Source organism: Ampullimonas aquatilis (assembly GCF_049675895.1).
Lineage (GTDB): Bacteria > Pseudomonadota > Gammaproteobacteria > Burkholderiales > Burkholderiaceae_D > Ampullimonas > Ampullimonas aquatilis.
This window is the reverse complement of the sequence record NZ_CP183834.1, coordinates 2,141,172-2,165,775: the sequence shown is the minus strand read 5'-3', so window position 1 is coordinate 2,165,775 and position 24,604 is coordinate 2,141,172. Positions and strand designations below refer to the sequence as shown.

The window sequence follows — 24,604 nt, the reverse complement described above, 5'->3', positions numbered from 1 at the left end:
CATTACAAAGCACGTTAATTCGGGACTGAAAGCGCATTCCATCACCCATGTTGCCAGCTGCTAAAACCAATCTACTTGGTTTCGACCTTTCCGGGCTCGAAGGCTATTGTGCAGCCATGGGTGAAAAAGCTTTTCGTGCACGCCAGCTGTCGCACTGGCTGCACCAGTCTGGTCAGGCGGACTTCGCCGAAATGTCCGATCTGGCCAAATCCTTTCGCGACAAGCTGCAAATTTCTTCAATGGTGACTGCGCCTGATGTGATTTCTGATCACATTTCCCAGGATGGCACGCGCAAGTGGTTGCTTGATGTGGGGCAGGGCAATGCCGTTGAAATGGTTTTTATTCCTGAAACCAGTCGTGGCACCTTGTGTGTTTCGTCGCAGGCTGGTTGTGCTGTCAATTGTCGTTTTTGCTCGACTGGTAAGCAGGGCTTTAGCCGCAATCTGACAACCGCCGAGATTGTCGGGCAGCTATGGTGGGCGAACCAATGCCTTGATGGTTTTGGCAAGGATGAAAAAGGTGATCGGCAACGTGCGGTCACCAATGTCGTGATGATGGGAATGGGCGAACCTTTGCTCAATTTTGATGCGCTGGTGCCTGCGCTCAAATTGATGCTGGATGATCATGCCTATGGTTTGTCGCGGCGACGTGTTACTGTGTCGACATCGGGCGTGGTGCCGATGATGGATCGGCTGGCGCGGGAATGTCCGGTGGCGTTGGCAGTATCGCTCCATGCGCCCAATGACAGACTACGTGATGAATTGGTGCCACTCAACAAAAAGCACCCGCTGGCCGAATTGCTTGCTGCCTGCAATCGCTATCTGGAATTTGCACCACGCGACTTCATCACTTTTGAATACTGCATGCTGGATGGCGTCAATGATACCGAACAGCATGCGCGTGAACTGGTGGCGATTACCCGCCAGGTATCTTGCAAATTGAATCTGATTCCTTTCAATCCTTTTCCGGAGTCAGGACTGAAACGTTCTAGCAATGAAAGCATTCACCGCTTCTCATCCATTCTTCTTGAGGCTGGTGTGGTGACGACCGTACGCAAGACGCGTGGTGATGATATTGATGCGGCTTGCGGCCAGCTGGCAGGTGAAGTGCAGGACCGTACCCGACTTAAAGAACGGGTTGCCAGACAGGGTGTGCCTGGTTTGGCAAATGGCATTATTCCGATTCATTCAACCGATTTACTCAACCGGTAAAAGTCTATGCGTCGTACTCTATTGTCTTTGGTCAGTAGCGTGGTGGTTTTGTTGGTGGGCTGCGCGGGTCAGCAAGCCCAACAGGGCGGTGCCAATGGGCAGCCGACTCAGAGCGTGACGCCAACCGGTACTTTGTCGACGCAGGATGATGCCAAGCGACGAGCGCGGATTCGGGTTGAACTGGCTGCCAATTACTATGCACAGGGCCAGTATGATGTGGCACTGGGTGAGATCAAGGAAGCATTGCGATCCGATCAAAACCTGCCCGAGGCCTATAGCATGCTGGGTCTGATTTACATGTCGCAGCAAGATAACCGGCAGGCTGAAGAAAGCTTTCAATACGCGCTCAAATTGAGTCCGGGTAATGCGGATATCAGCAATAACTATGGCTGGTTCTTGTGCCAGACGGCTCGTATCAAGGAATCGATTCCCTTATTTTTGGCGGCGACTCAGACGCCTGTGCTCAATACCGCAGCCAAGGCCTATGTCAATGCAGGGATCTGCAGCATGAAGATGGGTGACTTGCCCAGTGCCGAGCGTTACTTTGCTAAAGGCTTTGAGCTGGAACCATCCAATCCGCTGGCCAACTTTAATCTGGGTACCCTGTATTTGCGCCGTGGTGATCTGGAGCGGGCCCGCTTTTATGGGCGACGTGCCTATCAAGGTAGCAATGTGACACCCACACCGGAGTCATTGTTGTTGGGTATCAAGATTGAACGTGCAGCCGGTGATCGGGCTTCCGAAACTGTGCTGATAACTCAGCTCAAAAAACTGTATCCTAATTCACGCCAGGCGCTGGCCTTGGATCGCGGCGAGCTGGTGGATTAACTTGGTAATTGGTAATCAAAGAGGTTTGCTATGAGCGGCGTATTGAAAAGATCAACCCGGCCTTTGGAACAGACGACCGTATTTCAGCATATGAATTTTGCACCACCCACGCAGATGGATCCGGACAGCGTAATGCCAGTTTCTTCTGGACAGTTGCTGGCCAGTAAACGTCGGGAACTGGGTATTTCTGCGGCTGAAATGGCATTTCGACTCAAACTCTCGGAAAAACAGATCCGTGCGCTGGAAGCCGGTGACTTTGCCGTTTTGCCGGAAGCTGCCTATATTCGTGCTTTTGCGCGGGCCTATGCCAAAGCGCTGTATCTTGATGAAAGTCTGGTGACGAGCAAGTTACATGAAGAGCTGGATGAGTATCAGGCGCAGATCAAAGGTAATCAAAAGCAAACCAGAACGCGCAGGAGCCAGGGTCTGGGTGAATTCAAGTCGGATAGCAAGGGCGCCAGTACGATCATGTCAGTGCTGACGCCACGGCTCAATACGGATCCATTTGGTAAAGGCCGTAATGCAACGTCAGCCATGTCTGTGACACGTTTATTGGGTGTCTTGATGCTCATCTTGGCGGTGGGTGGTGTGATTGCGCTCAACAGTGGCTGGTTAACGCGTTATGGCATTACCGCACCACAACTCTCTCGCACCGCTTCCGAGGTTGCCATTGCACCTCCGGCTCCGGCAAATTCAGCCACAACGGTTTCTGAGGTGGCGCCGACAGTGTCGACACTAGCTACTGAAGTGACCCCGTCCACTGATTCAGTATCGACTAATCCTGCTGCCACTGCGGCGCTACCGGCAGCCGGTACTGATGGCGCGACAGTTGCACCGGGTATGGCAATCAGTACGACCTTGTCAAGCCAGCCAGTGACGACCGCCACGGTGACAACACCAGTGCCACCAAGCGATATTCCGGCCGTTATGCCGACGAATATCAGCACTGCGACCAGCACTGTGCCGGTGAGCAACACGCCAGATAGTGGTGCTACCGTGATGGTCTTGAAGTTTTCCGGAGATTCCTGGATTTCCATCAAAAATGCAGAAGGCAAGGACTTGGCTTATGGCCTATTTCAGGCCGGTAGTGAAAAAGTCATCAGTGAACCCGGCCCTTACAAGCTCGTACTTGGCAATGCCAGCAATATCAGCATGACCTATAAGGGACAGGCGTATGATCTGAACCCTTTTGTCAAGGGTGCGGTTGCCAAACTCAAGCTCGATTAATCACGCCATGAATGCAGTCGATCCCAGCATGAATTCAGTTTTGTCATCGCCTTATTCTTCAGGCCAATTACGCCGCTCAACGCGCAAGGTTACGATTGCTTATGGCGATCATCAGATCGAAGTAGGTGGCGGCGCACCGATTGTGGTGCAGTCGATGACCAATACCGATACGGCTGATGCCATCGGGACCGCCATTCAGGTTAAAGAGCTGGCGCAGGCAGGTTCAGAGCTGGTTCGCATTACCGTCAATACGCCAGAAGCCGCAGCCGAAGTCGTACGGATTCGTGAGCAGCTGGATCGCATGGGCATCAATGTGCCGCTGGTGGGTGATTTTCATTTCAATGGCCATAAGCTGTTGACGGATTATCCTGAGTGCGCACAGGCGTTGTCCAAGTACCGCATCAATCCAGGCAATGTGGGGCGGGGTGCCAAGCGCGACGATAATTTTTCTCAGATGATCGAGATTGCCTGTCGCTACAACAAGCCGGTGCGGATTGGTGTAAATTGGGGCAGTCTGGATCAGCAGTTACTCGCACGGATCATGGATGAAAATGCGCGACGCACCATTCCCTGGGATGCGCAGCATGTGATGTATGAAGCGCTGATTACTTCGGCGCTTGAATCCGCTGCCCAGGCCGAAGCCGTGGGTCTGGCAGGTGACAAAATCATTTTGTCGTGCAAAGTGTCGGGCGTACAGGATCTGATCGCCGTGTATCGGGAACTGGCCAGTCGGAGTGATTACCCATTGCATTTGGGGCTGACCGAAGCGGGTATGGGTTCCAAGGGTATCGTGGCTTCCACTGCGGCCTTGTCAGTGCTGATGCAAGAAGGCATTGGTGACACGATCCGTATTTCGCTGACGCCCGAGCCGGGTGGGGCGCGTACCAAAGAAGTGATTGTCGCGCAAGAAATCTTGCAGACCATGGGGCTGCGTTCTTTTACACCGATGGTGATTTCCTGTCCTGGCTGTGGCCGCACCACTTCCACGTTTTTTCAGGAGCTGGCTGAAAAAATTCAGACTTATCTGCGTGATCAGATGCCCATCTGGAAAAATCAGTTTCCTGGTGTTGAAAACATGCATGTGGCCGTCATGGGTTGTGTCGTGAATGGTCCTGGGGAGTCCAAACAAGCCAATATCGGTATTTCCTTGCCAGGTTCTGGCGAAACACCGGTTGCACCGGTTTTTGTGGATGGTGAAAAAACCGTGACCCTCAAGGGTGAACGCATCGCCGAAGAGTTTCAGACCATCGTCGAGCAATACGTGCATCGTACCTACGCGCGTGCTGTTGTCTGATCAGCTGGCTAGTGGGGGTATATGTGATTTTGCTATGCCTTAGGTATGTATAATAGACCTTGAAAAAAATACCTCCTGGGGTATAAATTGAATAACAAATAAAGTCCTGCTGATGTCTGTCGAAAACAAACCCATTCCCCAGCCTGAATCCAACTCTGGCAAATCTGCGAGCAAAGCTGCTGCCAAGCCACAAAAAATTCCTGGTTTGCGTGGCATGAATGATCTGTTGCCTGATGATTCTGCGCGCTGGGAGCAACTTGAAGAAACCCTGCGTGCCTGGTTAAAGAGTTATGGCTATCGCCTGATCCGCACCCCCGTGCTGGAAGAAACCCGTTTGTACACACGTGGCATTGGTGAAGTGACTGACATCGTTGAAAAGGAAATGTACTCTTTTGAAGATGCGCTCAATGGTGAAAAGCTGACTTTACGGCCTGAATTTACCGCCGGTGTGGTGCGCTCGGTCATTGAACATAATCTGACCTATAACGCGCCGCAGCGGCTGTATTCAATGGGGCCCGTATTTCGTCATGAGCGCCCACAGCGTGGCCGTTATCGGCAGTTCCATCAGCTCGATGTGGAAGCTGTCGGCTTTGCCGGACCTGACATTGATGCTGAAATGATCATCATGCTGCAACGCCTGTGGGATGAGCTGGATCTCGGCCCGCATGTGCGTCTTGAAATCAATTCACTGGGTTCAACGGAAGAGCGCTTGGCACACCGACAGGCTTTGATCGCTTATTTTGAGCAGCATGTGGATGTGCTGGATGAAGAGGCCAAGCGGCGTTTGCATAGCAACCCTTTGCGCATTCTGGATACCAAAAATCCAGCGATGCAGGCCATGGTTGAGGCGGCGCCAAAATTGTCTGACTACCTGGGTGAAGCGAGTATGGCGCACTTTATGGGTGTACAAGCCTTGCTCAAGAATGCCAATATTCATTTCCGTATCAATCCGCGCCTGGTACGCGGTTTGGATTACTACAACCTCACCGTGTTTGAATGGATTACCGATTCACTGGGGGCTCAGGGTACTATCTGCGGCGGTGGGCGATATGATGGTCTGATTGAAATCTTGGGTGGGCAGCCGACACCTGCTGTTGGTTTTGCCATCGGTATGGAGCGCTTGTCTGAGTTACTCAAAGAACTCAACTGGCAAACCGATGCGGCCAGCTGTGATGTCTACATCATTCATCAGGGTGAAGCTGCGCAGAAAGTGGCTTTTGTTCTGGCCGAGCAGTTACGTGATGTGATGCTGGATGTGGTGCTGCATTGCAATCCCGATGGCAAGCAGGGCAGTTTCAAATCGCAAATGAAAAAGGCCGATGCCAGTGGCGCCGACTGCGCCGTTATCATTGGTGATGATGAAGTGGTCAATGGTGAAGTCACTTTAAAGTGGCTTCGCGAGCAATACCAGCAGGAAGGTCAAGCACAATGGCGAGTCGCTCAGACGAGTGTGGCTGAGGCGATCTTTGATGTGCTGCTGGCTGACGACGATGAGGCAGAGTAAGACTGTCCACTAATGCATTCAATCCGCTTCGGTGGATTATTCCCATAATCTCGGATATCAAAACAATATGAGTTACGATCATCAGGAACAAGAACAAATCGACGCCATCAAGATCTGGTGGAACAAGCATGGCAATCTGGTCATGTCGGCAGTCACTGCCGTCTTGCTGGCTTTTGCTGCCTACAATGGCTGGCTCTGGTATCAGCGTTCGCAAACCCAGCAAGCTTCTTTGCTGTACGAAGAGTTGGAGCGCGGCGTCAGTGCCAAGGACAATGCGCGTGTGGTCCGAGTAGCCACGGATCTGGCCGAAAAATATGGCAGCACACCCTATGCCGATATGGGTGGTGTGCTGGCCGCGAAAGCACTCAGCGAAGCCGGTGATACCGCCAATGCCAAAAGCCGGTTGCAATGGGTTGCCGAGCATGGCAAGGATGAAGCCTATCAATACATCGCCAAATTGCGTTTGGCCGGTATGTTGGCCGATGAAAAAGCTTATGATGAAGCGCTCAAGCAAGTGAGTGGTAAAGCGCCCGCCGCCTATGAGGCTTTGTTTGCTGATCGCATGGGTGACATCTTGCTCTTACAAGGTAAAAAGAGCGAAGCCAAGGCAGCTTATGATCAGGCTTTGTTAAAAGTGCTTGATCGTGAAGAGGCTGCAGGCTTTATCAGCCTGGTTGAGCAAAAACTCCAGATACTTGCAGTGCCTTTGGATTTGACCGGTGACCTGACTGCGGAACCCGTTGCTGCTCCAGTCACCGATAAACCTGCTGTCGATCAAGCCGCAGCACCTGCTGCAAAATAAGAACAAAAGGATAACTATGCGTCCTATCTCCCGTCTGCTGGTGCTCGGTACCGTGTCAACAGCGTTGGTATTGTCAGGCTGTTCCATTTTTTCATCCAAGAAACAAGCCAATCCACCGGCAGCACTGGTCAATCTGACTCCTACTCTGAGTACCAAAGTGCTCTGGTCAGTGTCGGTTGGACAGAGTGGTGCTTATGCATTTAGCCCGGTATCCATGGATGGTGCAGTTTATGCTGCCAGTGCAGATGGCTATGTCACTCGCATTGACTTGGCGACGGGTAAACAGGCCTGGCATAGTCAGGCCAATAAATCCGGTTTGTCGGCGGGTGTTGGTGCGGCGGATGGACTGGTGGTGGTGGGCTCTGCCAAAGGTGAAGTGATTGCGCTGGATAGTGGTACCGGTAAAGAAAAATGGCGTAGCCAGGCTGCCACCGAAATGTTGGCAGCACCTGCCGTCGGACAGGGCCTGGTGATTGTTAAAACACTCGATAACCAGTTGACTGCTTTGGATGCCGATACAGGCAAGAAAAAATGGTCTTATCAGCGGCCTGCTGCCTCTTTGACCTTGCGTACCGCTGCGGGCCTGAGCATGGTTCAAAATGGTGTATTCACGGGCTTTCCGGGCGGCAAGATGGTGGCCGTATTGCTAAACAGCGGCACGGTGCGCTGGGAATCAACGGTTGCCAATCCTAAAGGTACGACTGAGTTGGAGCGCGTCGCTGATGTGGCCGGTGCACCTGCCATTGTGGGGCGTGATGTTTGTGCCGCCACTTATCATGGTCGGGTTGCCTGTTTTGATGGCGTGAATGGCACGCTCAACTGGGCCAAGGATATGTCCTCCCAACATGGTGTGGCAGTAGATACCCGTTTTTTGTTTGTGGCTGATGAACGTTCGGTGATTTATGCTTTTGCCCGCGAGGGTGGGGCGTCGGTATGGAAAAACACCCAATTGCTCAATCGCAGTCTGTCAGCACCACTCTCAGTAGGTCGTGCCGTGGTCATCGCCGATGCGCAGGGTTATGTGCACTGGTTTGATCGTGAAAATGGCACGTATTTGTCACGCATGCCGACTGACGGCAAGCCTGTATTGGCACAGCCTGTGCTGGCCGACAAGGCAGTAATCATCCAATCTACCGGTGGCGCGTTGGTCGCCTTTAATAATGAGTGATAGTAGTCCCAATATTCGTGGTGCCAGCGGCTTCAAACCCGTGATTGCACTGGTGGGCCGCCCCAATGTGGGCAAGTCCACCCTGTTTAACCGGCTGACTCGCTCACGCGATGCCTTGGTGGCGGATTTGCCAGGGTTGACCCGTGATCGTCACTATGGTGAAGGCCGGATCGGTGAGCATCCCTTCATCGTGATTGACACTGGTGGGCTGGAGCCAGTAGCCAAGGAAGGCATCATGGCGCAGATGGCCAAACAGTCGCGCCAGGCAATTGATGAATCTGACTTTGTGCTGTTTTTGGTGGATGGACGCAATGGTCTGTCACCGCAAGACAAAACGATTGCTCAAGAGTTACGTAAATCTGGACGGCCTGCATTTTTGGTTGTCAATAAAGCCGAGGGCATGAAATACAGTGCCGTGGCTGCTGATTTTTATGAGCTTGGTCTGGGTGAGCCACGAGCAATTTCTGCCGCACATGGCGATGGTGTCAAAGACCTGATTGACGAAGCGATGGCCGAAATTCATCAACGCTTTGCCAATCACGAGCCAGGTGCTGATGCACCAGTCACCGTCGGTGAAAAAGGCCGGATACGGTTGGCGATTGTGGGCCGTCCTAATGTGGGCAAGTCGACCTTGGTCAATACCTTGTTGGGTGAAGAACGGGTGATTGCATTTGATATGCCAGGCACCACGCGCGATTCGATCTATATCGATTTTGAAAAAAACGGTAAACCCTACACGCTGATTGACACGGCTGGTCTGCGCAAACGCGGCAAGGTGTTTGAGGCGGTGGAAAAGTTTTCCGTCGTCAAGACCCTGCAATCAATTTCGGATGCCAATGTCGTGCTGTTGTTGCTGGATGCGCAACAGGATATTTCCGAGCAGGATGCCCATATCGCGGGGTTCATTCTGGAGAGTGGCCGAGCCTTGGTGGTGGGTATCAATAAATGGGATGGTCTGGATAGTCACGTGCGTGAACGCACCAAAATGGATCTCGAACGTAAACTCAATTTTCTCAAGTTCGCCCGTTTTCATTTTGTCTCGGCCAAGGAAAATACAGGTATTGGCGCTTTATTGACTTCGGTCAATGAGGCCTATGCAGCGGCGTTTGCAAAAATTTCTACACCAAAATTGACTCGTGCCCTGATTGCTGCAGTGGAGTATCAAGCCCCCAAGCGCAAAGGATTGAGCCGTCCCAAGTTGCGCTATGCGCATCAGGGAGGCTCCAATCCACCGATTGTGGTGGTGCATGGTTCTGGTTTGGATGGTGTGACGGATAGCTATAAACGATATCTTGAAGGTCGATTCCGTGAAACTTTTTCGTTGGTGGGGACTCCGATGAGGATCGAGTTCAAAACTTCTCGTAATCCTTTTGTAGATCAGGACTAAGCTGCAAAATTGTGGTACAAAATGGCTGTAAAGGGAACAGGCCTTGCTTGGAAAAGGCTGTTGATTGAAATGTTTCTCATCAAGAGTTTCAATCGAAAAAATTTTAAATTCAAGCTCAGTTGTAACAAGAGCTGTGTTAGTCTTGTGACTCTGATTTATTCAAAAATAACAAACTGGAGTTTTCCATGAGCAATAAAGGGCAGTTATTACAAGACCCGTTTCTGAATGCGCTGCGTAAAGAGCACATCCCTGTATCTATTTATCTCGTTAACGGCATCAAGCTGCAAGGTCATGTTGAGTCGTTTGATCAATATGTGGTCCTGTTGCGTAATACTGTCACTCAGATGGTTTACAAGCATGCCATTTCTACTGTTGTGCCGGCACGTGCAGTCAATCTGGCACCTGCTAGCGAGACTGATGCCTAACATCTCTGCAGCTGGAGCAAGCGTGTCTGTACGCTTGTGCCTGCGCCTATTTCATTGAATCGCATCGCCTTAGTCGCTGTCGATTTCGGCAAGCTCGATTTTGAAGCCAGTCTATCTGAACTTGGTTTACTGGCGAGCAGTGCCGGGGCCACTTACACGACTATTTTGACAGGGCGGCGCCAGTCACCTGATGCGGCACTGTTTATCGGTTCAGGCAAGGCCGATGAACTCGCACAGCTGGTCAAGGATGAAGAGATCGATCTGGTGATTTTCAATCATGCCTTGTCACCCGCTCAGCAGCGCAATCTGGAGCGAGTCGTCAAGGTGCGGGTGATTGATCGCAACAGTCTGATTCTGGATATTTTTGCCTTGCGGGCGCAAAGCCATATCGGCAAGTTGCAGGTTGAGCTGGCGCAGTTACAGCATTTGGCCACACGACTGGTGCGTGGTTGGACTCACCTGGAACGTCAAAAAGGTGGGATTGGCTTACGTGGTCCGGGCGAAACTCAGCTCGAAACCGACCGCCGTTTGCTGGGTGAACGGGTTAAGATGCTTAAGTCCAAGCTGGCTAAATTACTCAAGCAGCAAGCTACTCAACGGCGGGCTCGGGAACGTCGCGATACCTTTACCGTATCTTTGGTGGGCTATACCAACGCAGGTAAATCGACGCTCTTCAACAGTCTGACCAAAGCCAAGGCCTATGCTGCTGATCAGCTGTTTGCCACGCTCGATACCACATCACGGCGGCTTTATTTGCCGGAGTCAAATAGTCAGATTGTGTTGTCCGATACAGTTGGATTTATCCGTGATTTGCCGCACACTTTGGTGGCGGCTTTTCGCGCAACGCTGGAAGAAACCGTGAATGCTGATCTGCTGTTGCATGTTGTGGATGCGTCCAGTGATAACCGTGATGAGCAGATCGCCGAAGTGAATGCAGTATTGGCTGAAATTGGTGCGGATACGATCCCGCAATTACTGGTCTATAACAAGATTGATGCAATTACTCCCATGCCTTCAGTACGAGTCGATCGCGCTGATGAATATGGTAAAGTCAATCGGGTATTGATGAGTGCCAAAGAGGGTTTGGGTCTGTCTGAATTACGTACGGTGATGGGTGATTATGCCCAACAGCATGCTGATCAGATTGCCAGCCCGCAGGTAGAAGAAATAGAAGATATCCGTTTGTCGTGGCAAGCGGACACACAAAGTTTTGCAGCAGCGCAGGCTGCCGACAATGCGGTGAATCCTGGCCATAAGCAGTTGCGCTGAGAACACCGATTTATCAACCAGAATGAATGATTCAAGCATAATGAATTCAGTCCGATTGAGCCGTATATTGAACCCGCTATTGCGCGTTTTGCCGTCTTCCAAAAAAATGCCAGTCACTGGTATTTTCAATCTTGAAGATCCTAAATGGGGTCGTGGTGACAACCAGAACGGGGCGGGCGGTAAACGCAAACCCGATGATGGTCCGCCCGATCTGGATGAACTGTGGCGCGATTTCAATCGCAAGCTGAGCCGCCTGTTCAGCAATAAAGGTGGTGGTAACGGTGGCAATGGGGGTAATGGCCTGCCGAATTTACCTGACATGAAAGGTGCTGGTATTGGCGTGGGCGTGATTGCAGCGGTCGTGGCGCTGATCTGGTTGTCCAGTGGCTTTTTCATTGTTCAGGAAGGCCAGGTTGGTGTGGTGCTTGAGTTTGGCAAGTACAAATACACCACCCGTTCTGGCTTTCAATGGCGTTTGCCCTATCCGATTCAAAGTCATGAAATTGTTGACCAGTCGCGCGTGCGCTCGGTCGAGATTGGCCGCGGCAGCATGATCAAGGCAACCGGCCTGAAAGAGTCTTCCATGCTGACCGATGATGAAAATATCATTGACGTCAAATTTGCTGTGCAATACCGTCTCAAAGATCCAGGTGAGTTCATCTTCAATAACAAGGATGCTGAAGCCACGGTTGCGCAGGCGGCTGAAACCGCGGTGCGCGAGATCGTTGGCAAAAACAAGATGGACTTTGTTCTATATGAAGGCCGAGAAAAAATTGCGATTGATTTAAGTGCGGCCATTCAACAAATTCTGGATCGATACAAAGTGGGCATTCTGGTGTCCAGCGTGACCATGCAAAACGTTCAGCCACCTGAGCAGGTACAGGCTGCTTTTGATGATGCGGTCAAAGCAGGACAGGATCGTGAGCGCCAAAAAAATGAAGGCCAGGCTTACGCCAATGATGTGATTCCACGGGCGCGTGGTCTGGCATCACGCTTGATTCTGGAAGCCGAAGGTTATCGTGCGCGTCGTGTGGCGGCTGCTGAGGGTGATGTGAACTACTTCAAGCAGGTCTTGACCGAATATCAAAAAGCCCCAGCGGTAACCCGTGAGCGCATGTATATCGAGACCATGCAGCAGATCTACAGCAATACCAGCAAGATCATGATCGACACCAAAAATGGTAACAATCTGCTCAACCTGCCACTCGATAAGTTGATGGCTCAGGCCGTCACTTCTATGGCACCGACTGCCGGTGTCTCGGGTAGTCCAACCGTGATTCAGGGCGAGTCGATTCCATCACGCAATAGCAGTGGTTCCAGTGCACCCTTTAATTCATCCAGCAATACCAGTGACTACGATCACTCCCGCGAAGCCTTGCGCAATCGTGATCGTGACTCTCGTTAATGGTGAATGGAGAACATTATGAATAAGACTTTTTCATTTATTCTGGCTGCGGTCGTTGCCATTATTGTGTTTGCTTCCACCGTGTTTGTGGTGGATCAGCGTGAATATGCGATCGTATTTGCGCTTGGTGAAATCAAGCATGTGATTGCCGAACCGGGTCTGCATTTCAAATTGCCGCCCCCATTTCAAAATGTGGTCAAACTTGAAAAACGTATTTTGACGATTGACACGCCCGATGCCGATCGTTTCATCACGTCCGAGAAAAAGAATGTGCTGATCGACTCCTTCGTCAAATGGCGCATTGTCGATCCGCGTCAGTATTACATCAGTTTTAATACCGATGAACGGCGTGCCCAGGACCGTTTGCATCAACTGGTCAAGTCGGCACTCAATGAAGAAATCACCAAGCGCACGGTGCGTGAGGTGGTATCCGGTGAGCGCGACAAAGTCATGACAGCGATCCGTGAAAAGGTCAGCGACGATGCCAAATCCATTGGTGTGGAAATTGTGGATGTACGCTTGAAGCGGGTGGATCTGCTGGCCGAAATCAGCGAGTCGGTATATCGCCGCATGGAAGCCGAGCGTAAGCGTGTCGCCAATGAGCTGCGTTCCACGGGTGCGGCTGATTCAGAAAAGATTCGCGCTGATGCCGACAAGCAACGTGAAGTGATTCTGGCCGAAGCCTATCGTGATGCGCAAAACATCAAGGGTGAGGGCGATGCCAAAGCCTCGGCCATTTATGCGCAGTCATTTAGCCAGGACCCGTCGTTTTATGCTTTTTATCGCAGTCTGGAAGCTTATCGTGCCAGCTTTAAAAGCAAGACCGATATGCTGGTCATTGATTCCAACACTGACTTCTTCCGCTTCCTCAAAGGAACCGGTGGTGTGGGTGCGGCTGCCAAAGCCGGTAAATAATCTCTATTTAATCTCTATTGCGACGCATGGTGCCCTGCCTTGGTGATGTGCCTAAAATACGATACTTGATAGGGGTATATGGTAAAATGGCTTACTCAGGTGCGTAGTTGTTAGCTTGTTTCATATACCCCTTATTACTTACCAAACCATCTCATGCTCGAAAATCTGCTTTCCGCACTGGCATTGATGCTGATCATTGAAGGTATATTGCCCTTTCTGTTTCCAGATAAATGGCGTCAGACCTTTGTCAAACTGGTGCAGATGGAAGATGGGCAGATTCGTTTTTTTGGACTGACCGCCATGATCATCGGTCTGGTCCTGCTACTGATTATTACGGGTAATTGACATCATGCCTGCCTGGCTACTCCCTGAAAATATTGCCGACATCCTGCCGTCCGAAGCGCGCAAGATTGAAGAGCTGCGTCGTCTGATGCTGGATCGCTTTCGTACCTATGGCTACGAACTGGTCGCGCCACCGATGCTCGAATATGTTGAATCCCTGTTGACTGGTACGGGCCACGATCTCGATCTGCGTACCTTCAAGCTGGTTGACCAGTTGTCGGGCCGCATGATGGGGCTGCGCGCCGACATCACACCGCAAGTTGCGCGTATCGACGCGCATCTGCTCAATCGCCAGGGTGTGACCCGTCTTTGCTACGCCGGTTCGGTATTGCATGCCCGTGCCCAGGGGTTTCATACCACCCGCGAGCCCCTGCAAATCGGCTGTGAAATTTATGGCCATGCAGGGCTGGAAGCGGATCTCGAAATTCAACAGATTGCACTGGACTGTCTGCAGCTGGTCGGTATCAAGCAGTTGCGGCTGGACTTGTGTCACGCCGGTATTTTGCAGGCAATCTTGGCGGCTGAAACTGGCTTGAATGCCCAGACTGAACAAGCTTTCCTCTCTGCCTTGCAAGACAAGGATTCCGAATCTTTAGCCGTTGCGGCTCAACACCTGAGCAAGAACACGCAACAAGCCTTGCTGGCCTTGCCATCACTGTATGGCAGTGTGGCGATGCTTGCCAAGGCACGTGCCGTGTTGCCCCAATTGGTCGGCATTACCAAGGCATTGGATGAGCTGGCCACCTTGGCGACCAGTTCGCCCGCCGATGTCACTATTGATCTGGCCGATTTGCGTGGTTATCGTTATCACAGCGGTGCCATGTTTTCAATTTACGTACCGGGCTGGTCCAATGCCGTGGTGCGTGGTGGTCGCTATGATCAGGTTGGTACCGCTTTTGGTCGTTCCCGTCCTGCCACCGGCTTTTCGCTCGACTTGCGTGAACTCAGCGGCTTGTCCTCCACCTCGGCGGTGCGCCCGGCCATTCGCGCTCCCTGGTTGCAGAATGTCAGTCTGAAAGCGGCCATTGCCAGGTTGCGTGATGCGGGTGAAATCGTGATCCAGATTCTGCCCGGCCATGAGCAGGATCTGGAAGAGTTTGATTGCGACCGTGTCCTGGTGGAAACCAATGGGCAATGGCAGGTACAAGCTCGCCAGGCCTGAGTAACGTGCTTGCCAGTCAGGCCGACAAAGGCGCATCATCGTGATCACAGTGCGAGCCGCAGTGTCAAACCGCAGTGCAGAACAACAATCACTGTGCAAACGCAAAAATGACGCCGTTACTTGGTATAATCGAGGGTTTGCGTTTTCTAATGGGTACGCACTGGGCGTACTTTTCACCAGCTTAATCAATTTGAGTTACACACCATGACAGCATCCAGTAAACATAACGTCGTCGTCATTGGCACCCAATGGGGTGATGAAGGCAAGGGCAAGGTCGTCGACTGGCTGACCGATAACGCCGACGGGGTCGTGCGTTTTCAGGGCGGCCACAATGCCGGTCACACTCTCATCATTGGCGGCAAAAAGACCATCCTGCGCCTGATCCCATCGGGCATCATGCGTGAAGGTGTGGCCTGCTATATTGGCAATGGTGTGGTGCTGTCACCGGAAGCCCTGCTCAAGGAAATTGATGAACTCGAAAGCGCCGGTATTCAGGTTGCCAGCCGCTTGTCCATTTCCGCAGCCTGTCCATTGATCTTGCCGCATCATGTGGCGATTGATCAGGCGCGTGAAGCGGCCAAGGGCGATGCCAAGATTGGCACCACCGGCCGCGGTATCGGCCCAGCCTATGAAGACAAAGTAGCGCGTCGCGCGATTCGTCTGCAGGATTTGTTTGATGAACAGCGTTTTGCCGAGCGCCTGCACGAAGTGCTTGATTATCACAACTTTGTGCTGACCCAATATTTCAAGGTTGCCGCCGTGGATTTCCAGCAAAGCTATGATGCCACACTGGCTTTGGCGGCGCGCATCAAGCCCATGGTGACCGATGTATCCCGCAAGCTCAACGATGCCATGGCGCAAGGCCAGCACTTTTTGTTTGAAGGTGCGCAAGGTGCCCTGCTTGATATTGACCACGGTACTTACCCCTTTGTGACGTCCAGTAACTGTGTGGCCGGTGCGGCTGCAGCGGGTGCTGGCGTTGGTCCAGGCAAGCTGCATTATGTGCTGGGCATTACCAAGGCCTATACCACGCGCGTTGGTTCGGGCCCGTTCCCAACCGAATTGTTTGATGATATTGGCGCACATCTGGCCAAGGTGGGGCGTGAATTTGGTTCGGTGACCGGTCGGCCACGTCGTTGCGGCTGGTTTGATGCGGCGGCCCTCAAGCGTTCGATTCAAATCAACGGCATCAGCGGCCTGTGTATTACCAAGCTCGATGTACTGGATGGCGTTGAAACGATTCGCCTTGGTGTCGGCTATAAAACACCGCATGGCGCCAGCGATATCCTGCCCTATGGCGCGGTTGAAGTGGCCGATGTGGAAGCCATATACGAAGATCTGCCCGGCTGGACCGAGAGCACCGTGGGTATCAGCGACTACAATAAACTGCCGGTCAATGCACAACGCTATTTGCAACGTCTGCAAGAAGTGTGCGGTGCGCGTATTGATATGATTTCGACTGGTCCGGATCGTGATGAAACGATTTTGCTGAATCATCCTTTCCAGTAAGCCCATGGGGAAATTGATCATCCTCTTTGCCTAGTTAAATCGTCACTACAACACCGCGAGGTTCACATGGAACGCACCAGTACCGAAAAAGACTTGTGGGTTTCATGGGAAGACTATCACCGACTGCTTGAGCAACTGGCACTGACCATTTATCAGTCGGGTTGGCAGTTTGATCAGATTTTATGCCTTGCGCGCGGCGGTGTGCGGGTAGGTGATGTGCTTTCGCGCATCTTTGACGTGCCGCTCGGCATTCTGGCCACCAGTTCCTATCGTGAAGCCGCAGGCACCCAGCAAGGCCAGCTCGATATCGCTCAGTTCATCACCATCACCCGTGGCTCGCTCGCAGGGCGCGTATTGCTGGTCGATGATATGGTCGATACTGGCAATACCTTTGATCAGGTGCGTCAGCATCTGATCAGTCAATATCCTGATATTACCGAGCTGCGCACCGGCGTGGTCTGGTACAAGGCACACTCCAACGTCAAGCCCGATTATTACGTTGAGCATCTGACTCACAATCCCTGGATTCATCAGCCATTTGAAGATTACGACTCCTTGCGGCCGCATCAACTGGCCTCGTGGATGACGCGTGGTAGCAAGGCCTGAGTGCCTTTGGCCTCAGGATTGTTCGTTGATGCAAGTGCCAATCTGGCAATTATGATGAACCAGCTCTGATGCAATGGCTCCTGGGTCATCAGAAAAATATTGAAAATTTAAAGAGAGCAACGCATGTCCGCTTCTGAGCAAGCCATCATTGACCAGACCATTCATTGGCTCGAAAAGGCGGTGATTGGTTTAAACCTCTGTCCTTTTGCCAAGTCGGTTCATATTAAAAAGCAAATCCGCTATGTCGTCAGCCCAGCTACCGAACCCGAAGCACTGCTGGAGCAATTGATTGACGAACTCTGTTTGCTGGATCAGGCCGAGCCCAAAATGCTTGACACCACACTGCTGATTCATCCCCAGGTCCTGACAGATTTTCTGGATTACAACGATTTTCTTGATGTGGCCGACCATGCCTTGGTCAAGCTCGAACTGGATGGTATTTTGCAGATTGCCAGTTTTCATCCCGACTATCAGTTTGCCGATGCGGGCCCCAATGACATCAGCAACTACACCAATCGTGCCCCTTATCCTATCTTGCATTTGCTGCGGGAAGACAGTATCGAGCGAGCTGTGCAAGCTTTTCCCGATGCGACCGACATCTACGAAAACAATATCAAGACGCTTAATCATTTAGGTTTGGCTGGCTGGGAGAAGCTGATGAGCAGTAAGGATTAGGCTGCTTCAGATTGTTTGAATCCTGATTGGTGCTGCAAAGTGATTCAGCGTGTAGATAACACGCTGCGACAAGGTGCTGACTATTTCACTCAGGATATACTCCTTATATGTATAAAATCAGAGCCAATAAATAAGCACTTGAAGTGCCATGTATTTACATATACTCCTTATTCTTTGATTGTTTTTGCGTTTTTCGCTGTGATGAATCAACCAGCAAACTCATATCATGATGTCTGAATAGTGGCGTTTGCTGTTAGCGAAATAGCGGTGATTTGCTTCACCAGGCAAAGTCCCAGCTGGATGAACTGGCGCCAGTGATCGCAACCAGCCAATATCTGGTCGTTGATCGTGATTTCCAATCGATTATTCATGGCCGTCACGGTGATTTGTCTGGGATCCATGCCGGGCCAGTCGAGCCAGAGTAGCTCCAGTGCGGGAGTCACGAGTTGTGTCCAGCGCGGATCGTTTGTCATCATGCATAGCTGTTCTTTAAAGCGGGTTGAGCCAATCAACACTGGCTGGGAGGTGATGCCCGCTTTGTCATGGACTGTGGCGGACTGACTCAACATTTCTTTATCTGCCAGCTGTTGCCAGGTTTGTTTGACCTTTTGCATGACAGACTGATTGTCCCGATTGAATTTTGTCAGCAATTCCGGCGTCATGATGGCAAACCGTGTTCCCTTGGGCAGAGCCAATTCTGCTGAAAACAAGGTGTAATGGCTATGGGCTGCATTCTCATCGCTGAAGGCATCGGTACGCCAGCTGGCGTGAGTCTGCTTACCTAAAAAAGTGAGTCCGCCGATATATTGACAGCCTATTTCTTTGGCAAGTTGTTGATGCCGCAGCCGCAGCAAAAAATGGGTTATGGCACCTCGTATCAGCACGCCGATGACAAAAATGGTCAGGATTGCTGCGATTACTAAAAATATCAAGGCACTTTGAAAACTCAACATGGAAATTGGCTGGATCGAAAAAAAGTTGAAATTTTCATATCGATGGATTATTGATTATGCCTTCATGACCTATCTGACTAACGACTTGTTCAAACAGTGCTCATCTTGTCTATGGTCGGGCAGCAGTAACCAACACCAATCAGTTTTATTGTCTGGGCATTCAAACCAGCCACCTCAGTTGGCAAATAACTCACAATTAGCGTGGCTTGAATGTGGGGAAATCTGAGTGTTGCCTTGTGCTTGAGTGAGCGATTCCATTTGTTTTGCCAAATGGATACCCAGGGTAATAAAGTGGCGCCAGTCGGCACTGTTATTGAGCCCTTGGTCATAAAGCTTGATTTCCATGCGGTGGTCGCAGGCTTTGATGACCATTTTCTGTGTATCGATACCGGGCCAGTCGAGCCAGAGCTTTTCCAGGGTCGGTGTGATCAGGCCAATCCAGCGAGTATCGTTAAGTACCACGCAAAAGTTTTGCTTGAAATGCTCCGAACCAATCAAAATACGTTGCGCTCTTGGGAGATCCTGGTCTGGTTCTTTTGGAAAAAGAAAACCCAAGGCAATATCGGCATCAGCCACAGCAGCCGCGACAAACAGGCCCGCTGTCATGATCCAGCGCATCGACCGTGGCAGCTCCTTGACAGGTTGCTTGGCTAGACGTGCAGTCTCAGTTTGCAGGGTGTGCGAAAGAATGGCAACGTAACTGTTTTTGGGGAGCGGTAACGTGGCCGTGAAAGTGGTGGTATAGGTATTTTCGTCGGTGTCATGATGCGCGATTGCTCGCCAGCTGCCGGTATTCAGGGTGCCATTAAATGCTTGCATGCCCAGGTATTCGCAGCCGATTTGTTGGGCCAGTTGCTTAAACTGTTTACGCTCGCGCAACGTTGCCAACATGCCACGAGCAATGAAGTAGATCAGCCCAATCATCATGGATGCAGTGATGAGTACAAAGACGATCACGCCAAGCAAGCCAATCATGAACGGCTCCTGCGTTGTGCTTGTGGAGAGTCTTTGCTATTGAAGTGCGTTAGCCATGCCGGACAGGGTGTGACAGCCAGGGATGTCGGGAATGCTTGTGTACCTGCTCTGCCAATTTTCTGAAACCGCCACTGAACCGCCAAGCACATGGAGCCTGATTGTTGAGACTTGAGCTCAACTGGCGTAGCTGATTGAGTTCCGTCCATTTTTTCCCTTGAGCATTGATTGAGCAATCGATATTATCTACCACGATGTTACCAATTAGATACCAAAAAAGACAAGGTATTTTACATAGTTATCGCTTGAGATGACAGCCAAGGTCACCCACAGGTATTGAGCTGGTTGACTAAGTTGATGAATACGCACGTCGATTTTGATGGTGCGTCACAGGTGATGACCTATACTACTGCGGGATTCTTGACGATTTTTGATTAAGCAATTTCCACATCAGTTTTGACATAAAGGGCGCGTGTGCGAGTTTTTGTGGTTGGCAATTACATGAACGCCAATTTTCTGCAGGTCGATCATTTACCGCAGAAGGGCGAATCATTACCCGCACGCTCGGCCTTTCAAGAGCATGGTGGCAAGGGTTTGAACCTGGCGCTAGGCTTGCAACGGCTTGGGGTGACGGTCGACCTGCTGATGGTCGTGGGGCAAGATTCAATGGGCACCGCCGTGCTGGCGGCGTTGGCTAGTGAAGGACTATCAACCCAATACTGTCATCAATTGGGTGAGCAATCGGGTTATGGCGTGGGTTTTATTGCGCCCGACGGCAGCAATTTTCTGGCAGCCTATCTGGGTGCCAATATTTTGCTGAGTGCCAACCATGTATTTCGGGCAGACAAGGCATTACAGGCTGCGCAGTATGTCATCGCGCAATTTGAAGTGGCCGATGAGCCGATTGTTGCGGCCTTTCAGCGGGCGCATGAACGTGGTATTCCGACCTATCTCAACCCATCGCCCTGGCGTCCGATTGATCCTGACATCCTGCAATATACCGATGTGCTGGTGGTCAATGTGAGCGAGGCCGCGAGTCTGTTTACCGAACCCGCTGTGTTGGATTGGCAACCCTCCGACTGGACACACGGCCTGGCTGGCCTGGCCAGAAAGATTGGCTGGCAAGGCCAATTATTGTGTATCACGCTGGCCGAGCGGGGCGCCATTGCGCTAGATGAGCAACATGATACGCATTGGGTTGCTGCCTTTGAAGTTGGCCAGCTGGATGCCACTGGTGCCGGGGATGCCTTTGGCTGTGGCTTGATCCGCTCCATATTGATGAAGGAAAATTTGGCTGATGCGCTGCGCTATGCCAATGCCTGTGGCGCCATGATCGCTGCTCGGCAAGGCATTTTTGCGCATCTGCCCAGCGCCACCCAGGTACAGCAATTTCTTGCCCAACAGGCCGCCGCTATAAAGTTGAGTTCATTTCCAGATTGATGCGATAGGCATAAGCATCACCCCGGAAAGTGCCTTCCACATATTCAATAATTTGCCCCGAATGACTGAATGTCTTGCGCTTCATCAATAAGCACGGGCTGGGCTGGGTAAAGCCAAAGGCTGCGGCTTCCACATCGGTGCTCATGATAGCTTCAATACTTTGTTCGCCATGTTTTAAATAAATGCCCGAATGTAATTGCATGAACTGATAAGCCGAGCCTTCCACATCCCAGTCGGCTAATTCTGGTGCGGCAGTCAGGTCATACCAGGCCACTTCACGCGAGAGTGGAATGTTGTCACCCAGGCGGATACGCACCAGCTTTAAAAACTGAGCTGTGGAAGGGCGATTGAAGATGGACGCAATCGTGCGATCCTTCACAATACTGCGTTCCAGCAAATGCGTGGAAGGCTGCATGCCCATCTCGGTGATTTCCTGCGTAAAGCTCTTGAGCTTACCCAATTGAGGCGACAGCAAGGGCGGCTTTTGCGGCTTGATCTTTACGCCCGAGCGACCTTGCGTGTCGATCATTTCCATCGAGCGCAGCGCCTCATAACAACGCCGCACTGTGGTTCGGCTCAAATTCAAACGCTCTGCCAGCAGGCGCTCCGAAGGCAGACTTTGTCCTTCGGCAATTTCGCCCGATGCAATCAGCGCCTGCATCTTGCGTAGCAGCTGCTGGTAGACCGGCTCGGACGTTTCACGATCAGGCAGCAGTTGATCAAAAATGGATTTGCTGGATGATGCTGGTTTGGACGAATTGCTCATCATGAATTGGCAATGGCAGCCGTTTCTGTAAAACGCAACTTCATGATCGTGATGGCCGCAGTCAGCACCACCATCACCGAGTTGGCCACTATCAAGGGCAGATCACTTTTCAGATAGCCATACACCAGCCATAAAAATAGTCCCACCGTGATGATCAGATAACTGCTCAGCGAAATCCCGCTGACATCGCGGGTCTTCCAGGTGCGCCATACCTGCGGCACAAATGAATAAGTCGTAAAGCAGGTGGCAACAAGTCCAAGCATATCCAGTGACTGCATCAGTTTCTCCGTGGGGTATCAGACCATCAGGCTGTAACAATAGCAGAATGATACCAACTAGATAGCGGGATTCATATACTTAGTCGATTGAAGGTTTTATTAAAGCGGGCAAGAGCATAGCAGAATGATTGATCCGCATGTTTAAAACCATCGTCGGTAAAGTTGAGTTCGGACATAACGCTAATGTGCCTAGGCTATACTCATTAGCAACTGTTAGTTGGCATTAGTACTTAAAAAATCAATCGAGGTGTGAATGGATCGCAATCAACGTGTTTGGATTTCTGGCTGGGCTACTGTAATGGGGTTGGGATTGCTGTTATTGCATAACTGGGTTACAGGTATGGAACATGCCAGCGCACATTTGATTGAGATATGGCCTTTGTATATTCTGGTGATAACTTTACCACTGACTTTTCAGTTGCTTGCTATTTTTAGACGGGCAAAGTTGCTTTGGTTGATGACAGTAATCTATGTCTCAGTCATGAGTGGTGTTGCTGTGTTTATGGGGTGGATAGCATGGCCGATTGAAATGAATTATCGTCAGGTTGGCGCTTCTGAACTTTTTATACTCATTGTTAGTGTTGCTAGTAGCTGGTTTATTTTGCTGCCTTTTGCAGAACATCGGCTATCTCGAACAAGTTGGTTTCAAGACTACGCTTTGCTGTTTTCTGCCGCATGGTGTAACGCGGCAAAACTATTAACTGCGACTGTTTTTATAGGTCTATTGTGGAGCTTGTTGATGCTTTGGGCAGGTTTGTTCAAGGTTCTGAAAGTCGATTTCTTTTACGTGCTTTTTACAGATCACACCTTTATTTATCCAGTTACTGCGATCGCGTTTGGTATCGGGCTTTCACTTTATTCTGCTAAAGAAGATGCTTTGGTTGGATTGTATTCTGCTTGTTTGAACGTCATTGCCTGGCTGCTACCATTAGTTTCATTTATCTTGCTACTTTTTTTATTAGCTTTACCTGTTCAAGGTATAGAACCTTTATGGAAGACAGGTCATGCCACTACTTTGATGTTGTCATTAATTGCTTCCGTTGTTTTTTTATTTAATGCTGCTTGGCAAGATGGTAGTCAGCAGAAAAAATTTCCAAATTGGCTGTTGACGTTGATTTCAATGAGTTTATTGGTTATGCCTGTTTATATCGGTTTATGTATTTATTCATTAAGCAAACGAGTTGATCAATATGGTTGGAGCAATGATCGGATTTGGACTGCTTTTGCGATTATGATTTTTGCAAGTTATTCACTCGGTTACGCGTTCAATGTTTTGCGTAGGAAAAATGTTTGGATGGTCGGCGTAAAGCTTACGCACATTGTGACTGCACTTTTGTTTGTCATATTGCTGATTTTATTTAATACACCGCTACTAAACCCATATCGTTTGAGTGTCAACAATCAGGTTTCAAGACTACTTAATCATCAAATTGCTATAGATGATTTTGATTTTGAGTACCTGAGATTTGATACGGGAAGGTATGGAATAGAAGCCTTGAACGCCTTGCTCGATAATCAAAGTCTTGAGAATAAAGCTGTAATTGATAAAAAAATCAATCAAGCTTTACAGGCTAAATATCGTACATATAAGCAAGTTGCGCATAAACAAGAGTGGACTATAGAAAAGTTGACTGAGCATATGGTTGTTTTTCCAAGGGGTACTGATCTTGATCAGAATTTTTTGGAATTGATTATGAATGAACTCGGTCATAGTAAAAATTACTTGTACTGTCTGAACGAGGTCGCGAAGACATGCATGTTATTAGCACTTGATTTAAATGGTGATGGTAAAAAAGAATGGATTGTGTTTGATGACCGGCTAAGTCAAAAAGTTTACCAATTGGATAGTCAATCGACATGGAAGGAAATAGGTCGCTTAGACTATCGTGGGAATCGACTGCCCTCTAATCAGGCACTCATTTTGAGTTTGACGCGTCAGGATGTTGAGACTATGCCTAGAAGATGGCAAGATTTACGTGTGGGTGATCAAGAGTTTCATTTTCAGAAATATGATTTGTCCGAATAAATATGAACATCTCCCACATCCCCTTTGGCATCACCGACTGGTCACAAATCCCCGTCACCGAACATGTTGGTGAAACCGGCATGGCCTATTGGCGTACCCGGCAGTTTGGCGAAATTCGCGTGCGTATGGTGGAGTACACGCCGGGCTATCTGGCGGATCATTGGTGTGTCAAGGGGCATATTCTGTTTTGCCTGGAAGGGCAATTACAGACAGAGCTGGCTGATGGCCGTTTCTTTACCTTGTTGCCGGGTATGAGCTATCAGGTGGCCGATCAGGCTGAGCCACATCGTTCGAGGACGGTTCAGGGTGCCAGATTATTGATTGTGGATTGACTACATGTAGATTGCTAAGTCAATGCTGCAAGTCATGCTGGTGGTTGATGCTTATGCAGCAGTGATGGGTTGGTTGGGTTGATCTGGCATGGCAAGTAAACAAGCCGT

Annotated in this window: 24 protein-coding genes; 20 read left to right on the top strand and 4 right to left on the bottom strand. The window is 50.5% G+C overall.

The features are described from left to right. Positions 1-47 precede the first annotated feature (47 nt). From rlmN to ACMYR3_RS09940, 17 genes are all read left to right on the top strand, one after another. On the top strand, positions 48-1,211 hold the full coding sequence (gene rlmN / locus ACMYR3_RS10020; RefSeq protein WP_424191808.1) for a 23S rRNA (adenine(2503)-C(2))-methyltransferase RlmN: 1,164 nt from the start codon (positions 48-50) through the stop codon (positions 1,209-1,211). Between the two features lie 6 nt (positions 1,212-1,217). Beyond that, on the top strand, positions 1,218-2,039 hold the full coding sequence (pilW, locus tag ACMYR3_RS10015) for a type IV pilus biogenesis/stability protein PilW (RefSeq protein WP_424191806.1): 822 nt from the start codon (positions 1,218-1,220) through the stop codon (positions 2,037-2,039). 30 nt (positions 2,040-2,069) lie between these two features. Then, the gene (locus ACMYR3_RS10010; protein ID WP_424191804.1) at positions 2,070-3,266 is read left to right on the top strand and encodes a helix-turn-helix domain-containing protein; all 1,197 of its coding nucleotides are present in this window, start codon (positions 2,070-2,072) and stop codon (positions 3,264-3,266) included. A 28-nt stretch (positions 3,267-3,294) separates the two neighbouring features. Then, positions 3,295-4,560, top strand: coding sequence for a flavodoxin-dependent (E)-4-hydroxy-3-methylbut-2-enyl-diphosphate synthase (gene ispG, locus ACMYR3_RS10005; protein WP_424191802.1), 1,266 nt, complete (start codon positions 3,295-3,297; stop codon positions 4,558-4,560). 214 nt (positions 4,561-4,774) lie between these two features. Then, complete coding sequence (hisS, locus tag ACMYR3_RS10000; protein WP_424196458.1) at positions 4,775-6,064, top strand: histidine--tRNA ligase; 1,290 nt, start codon at positions 4,775-4,777, stop codon at positions 6,062-6,064. Positions 6,065-6,131: 67 nt separating this feature from the next. Beyond that, positions 6,132-6,866, top strand: coding sequence for a YfgM family protein (locus ACMYR3_RS09995; protein WP_424191800.1), 735 nt, complete (start codon positions 6,132-6,134; stop codon positions 6,864-6,866). A 16-nt stretch (positions 6,867-6,882) separates the two neighbouring features. Then, positions 6,883-8,034 carry an outer membrane protein assembly factor BamB gene (gene bamB / locus ACMYR3_RS09990; RefSeq protein ID WP_424191798.1) on the top strand — a complete coding sequence of 384 codons (1,152 nt, stop codon included), beginning with the start codon at positions 6,883-6,885 and terminating at the stop codon, positions 8,032-8,034. Then, complete coding sequence (gene der, locus ACMYR3_RS09985; RefSeq protein WP_424191796.1) at positions 8,027-9,421, top strand: ribosome biogenesis GTPase Der; 1,395 nt, start codon at positions 8,027-8,029, stop codon at positions 9,419-9,421. Before bamB ends, der begins: the two co-directional genes overlap by 8 nt. A 185-nt stretch (positions 9,422-9,606) precedes the next feature. Beyond that, positions 9,607-9,846 carry an RNA chaperone Hfq gene (hfq, locus tag ACMYR3_RS09980; RefSeq protein ID WP_424191794.1) on the top strand — a complete coding sequence of 80 codons (240 nt, stop codon included), beginning with the start codon at positions 9,607-9,609 and terminating at the stop codon, positions 9,844-9,846. Between the two features lie 54 nt (positions 9,847-9,900). Next, positions 9,901-11,115 (top strand): GTPase HflX, encoded by a 1,215-nt coding sequence (gene hflX, locus ACMYR3_RS09975; protein WP_424191792.1) that lies wholly within the window; start codon positions 9,901-9,903, stop codon positions 11,113-11,115. 106 nt (positions 11,116-11,221) lie between these two features. Beyond that, positions 11,222-12,520, top strand: coding sequence for an FtsH protease activity modulator HflK (hflK, locus tag ACMYR3_RS09970; RefSeq protein ID WP_424196456.1), 1,299 nt, complete (start codon positions 11,222-11,224; stop codon positions 12,518-12,520). A gap of 18 nt (positions 12,521-12,538) precedes the next feature. Then, the gene (gene hflC, locus ACMYR3_RS09965) at positions 12,539-13,435 is read left to right on the top strand and encodes a protease modulator HflC (protein ID WP_424191790.1); all 897 of its coding nucleotides are present in this window, start codon (positions 12,539-12,541) and stop codon (positions 13,433-13,435) included. Positions 13,436-13,588: 153 nt separating this feature from the next. Continuing rightward, on the top strand, positions 13,589-13,780 hold the full coding sequence (locus ACMYR3_RS09960; RefSeq protein WP_424191788.1) for a DUF2065 domain-containing protein: 192 nt from the start codon (positions 13,589-13,591) through the stop codon (positions 13,778-13,780). Positions 13,781-13,784: 4 nt separating this feature from the next. Beyond that, complete coding sequence (locus tag ACMYR3_RS09955) at positions 13,785-14,939, top strand: ATP phosphoribosyltransferase regulatory subunit (RefSeq protein WP_424191786.1); 1,155 nt, start codon at positions 13,785-13,787, stop codon at positions 14,937-14,939. Between the two features lie 204 nt (positions 14,940-15,143). Then, complete coding sequence (locus ACMYR3_RS09950) at positions 15,144-16,448, top strand: adenylosuccinate synthase (RefSeq protein ID WP_424191784.1); 1,305 nt, start codon at positions 15,144-15,146, stop codon at positions 16,446-16,448. A 66-nt stretch (positions 16,449-16,514) separates the two neighbouring features. Next, complete coding sequence (locus tag ACMYR3_RS09945) at positions 16,515-17,054, top strand: phosphoribosyltransferase (RefSeq protein WP_424191782.1); 540 nt, start codon at positions 16,515-16,517, stop codon at positions 17,052-17,054. 123 nt (positions 17,055-17,177) lie between these two features. Then, complete coding sequence (locus tag ACMYR3_RS09940; protein WP_424191780.1) at positions 17,178-17,729, top strand: DUF1415 domain-containing protein; 552 nt, start codon at positions 17,178-17,180, stop codon at positions 17,727-17,729. A gap of 224 nt (positions 17,730-17,953) precedes the next feature. Here ACMYR3_RS09940 and ACMYR3_RS09935 read toward each other — a convergent pair whose 3' ends face one another. Then, positions 17,954-18,682 (bottom strand): hypothetical protein, encoded by a 729-nt coding sequence (locus ACMYR3_RS09935; RefSeq protein WP_424191778.1) that lies wholly within the window; start codon positions 18,680-18,682, stop codon positions 17,954-17,956. A gap of 174 nt (positions 18,683-18,856) precedes the next feature. Then, positions 18,857-19,657 (bottom strand): hypothetical protein, encoded by an 801-nt coding sequence (locus ACMYR3_RS09930; protein ID WP_424191776.1) that lies wholly within the window; start codon positions 19,655-19,657, stop codon positions 18,857-18,859. A 471-nt stretch (positions 19,658-20,128) separates the two neighbouring features. Here ACMYR3_RS09930 and ACMYR3_RS09925 point away from each other — a divergent pair, with 471 nt between their 5' ends. Beyond that, on the top strand, positions 20,129-21,094 hold the full coding sequence (locus ACMYR3_RS09925) for a PfkB family carbohydrate kinase (protein ID WP_424191774.1): 966 nt from the start codon (positions 20,129-20,131) through the stop codon (positions 21,092-21,094). Here ACMYR3_RS09925 and ACMYR3_RS09920 read toward each other — a convergent pair. Next, positions 21,066-21,863, bottom strand: coding sequence for a GntR family transcriptional regulator (locus ACMYR3_RS09920; RefSeq protein WP_424191772.1), 798 nt, complete (start codon positions 21,861-21,863; stop codon positions 21,066-21,068). The two genes, ACMYR3_RS09925 and ACMYR3_RS09920, sit on opposite strands and share 29 nt — an antisense overlap. Continuing rightward, a complete protein-coding gene (locus ACMYR3_RS09915) occupies positions 21,860-22,138 on the bottom strand; it encodes a SemiSWEET transporter (protein ID WP_424191770.1) in 279 nt (92 codons plus the stop codon). Before ACMYR3_RS09915 ends, ACMYR3_RS09920 begins: the two co-directional genes overlap by 4 nt. A gap of 253 nt (positions 22,139-22,391) precedes the next feature. Between ACMYR3_RS09915 and ACMYR3_RS09910 the strand changes: the two genes are divergently transcribed. Continuing rightward, positions 22,392-24,164, top strand: coding sequence for a DUF4153 domain-containing protein (locus ACMYR3_RS09910; RefSeq protein ID WP_424191768.1), 1,773 nt, complete (start codon positions 22,392-22,394; stop codon positions 24,162-24,164). Positions 24,165-24,166: 2 nt separating this feature from the next. Beyond that, the gene (locus ACMYR3_RS09905; RefSeq protein WP_424191766.1) at positions 24,167-24,496 is read left to right on the top strand and encodes a DHCW motif cupin fold protein; all 330 of its coding nucleotides are present in this window, start codon (positions 24,167-24,169) and stop codon (positions 24,494-24,496) included. Positions 24,497-24,604: the final 108 nt, after the last annotated feature.

Excerpts from the sequence above, each read along its gene's own strand:
- rlmN (WP_424191808.1), top strand. The coding sequence starts at position 48 with ATGTTGCCAGCTGCTAAAACCAATCTACTTGGTTTCGACCTTTCCGGG.
- pilW (WP_424191806.1), top strand. The coding sequence starts at position 1,218 with ATGCGTCGTACTCTATTGTCTTTGGTCAGTAGCGTGGTGGTTTTGTTG.
- ACMYR3_RS10010 (WP_424191804.1), top strand. The coding sequence starts at position 2,070 with ATGAGCGGCGTATTGAAAAGATCAACCCGGCCTTTGGAACAGACGACC.
- ispG (WP_424191802.1), top strand. The coding sequence starts at position 3,295 with ATGAATTCAGTTTTGTCATCGCCTTATTCTTCAGGCCAATTACGCCGC.
- hisS (WP_424196458.1), top strand. The coding sequence starts at position 4,775 with ATGAATGATCTGTTGCCTGATGATTCTGCGCGCTGGGAGCAACTTGAA.
- ACMYR3_RS09995 (WP_424191800.1), top strand. The coding sequence starts at position 6,132 with ATGAGTTACGATCATCAGGAACAAGAACAAATCGACGCCATCAAGATC.
- bamB (WP_424191798.1), top strand. The coding sequence starts at position 6,883 with ATGCGTCCTATCTCCCGTCTGCTGGTGCTCGGTACCGTGTCAACAGCG.
- der (WP_424191796.1), top strand. The coding sequence starts at position 8,027 with ATGAGTGATAGTAGTCCCAATATTCGTGGTGCCAGCGGCTTCAAACCC.
- hfq (WP_424191794.1), top strand. The coding sequence starts at position 9,607 with ATGAGCAATAAAGGGCAGTTATTACAAGACCCGTTTCTGAATGCGCTG.
- hflK (WP_424196456.1), top strand. The coding sequence starts at position 11,222 with ATGCCAGTCACTGGTATTTTCAATCTTGAAGATCCTAAATGGGGTCGT.
- hflC (WP_424191790.1), top strand. The coding sequence starts at position 12,539 with ATGAATAAGACTTTTTCATTTATTCTGGCTGCGGTCGTTGCCATTATT.
- ACMYR3_RS09960 (WP_424191788.1), top strand. The coding sequence starts at position 13,589 with ATGCTCGAAAATCTGCTTTCCGCACTGGCATTGATGCTGATCATTGAA.
- ACMYR3_RS09955 (WP_424191786.1), top strand. The coding sequence starts at position 13,785 with ATGCCTGCCTGGCTACTCCCTGAAAATATTGCCGACATCCTGCCGTCC.
- ACMYR3_RS09950 (WP_424191784.1), top strand. The coding sequence starts at position 15,144 with ATGACAGCATCCAGTAAACATAACGTCGTCGTCATTGGCACCCAATGG.
- ACMYR3_RS09945 (WP_424191782.1), top strand. The coding sequence starts at position 16,515 with ATGGAACGCACCAGTACCGAAAAAGACTTGTGGGTTTCATGGGAAGAC.
- ACMYR3_RS09940 (WP_424191780.1), top strand. The coding sequence starts at position 17,178 with ATGTCCGCTTCTGAGCAAGCCATCATTGACCAGACCATTCATTGGCTC.
- ACMYR3_RS09935 (WP_424191778.1), bottom strand. The coding sequence starts at position 18,682 with ATGTTGAGTTTTCAAAGTGCCTTGATATTTTTAGTAATCGCAGCAATC.
- ACMYR3_RS09930 (WP_424191776.1), bottom strand. The coding sequence starts at position 19,657 with ATGATTGGCTTGCTTGGCGTGATCGTCTTTGTACTCATCACTGCATCC.
- ACMYR3_RS09920 (WP_424191772.1), bottom strand. The coding sequence starts at position 21,863 with ATGATGAGCAATTCGTCCAAACCAGCATCATCCAGCAAATCCATTTTT.
- ACMYR3_RS09915 (WP_424191770.1), bottom strand. The coding sequence starts at position 22,138 with ATGCAGTCACTGGATATGCTTGGACTTGTTGCCACCTGCTTTACGACT.
- ACMYR3_RS09910 (WP_424191768.1), top strand. The coding sequence starts at position 22,392 with ATGGATCGCAATCAACGTGTTTGGATTTCTGGCTGGGCTACTGTAATG.
- ACMYR3_RS09905 (WP_424191766.1), top strand. The coding sequence starts at position 24,167 with ATGAACATCTCCCACATCCCCTTTGGCATCACCGACTGGTCACAAATC.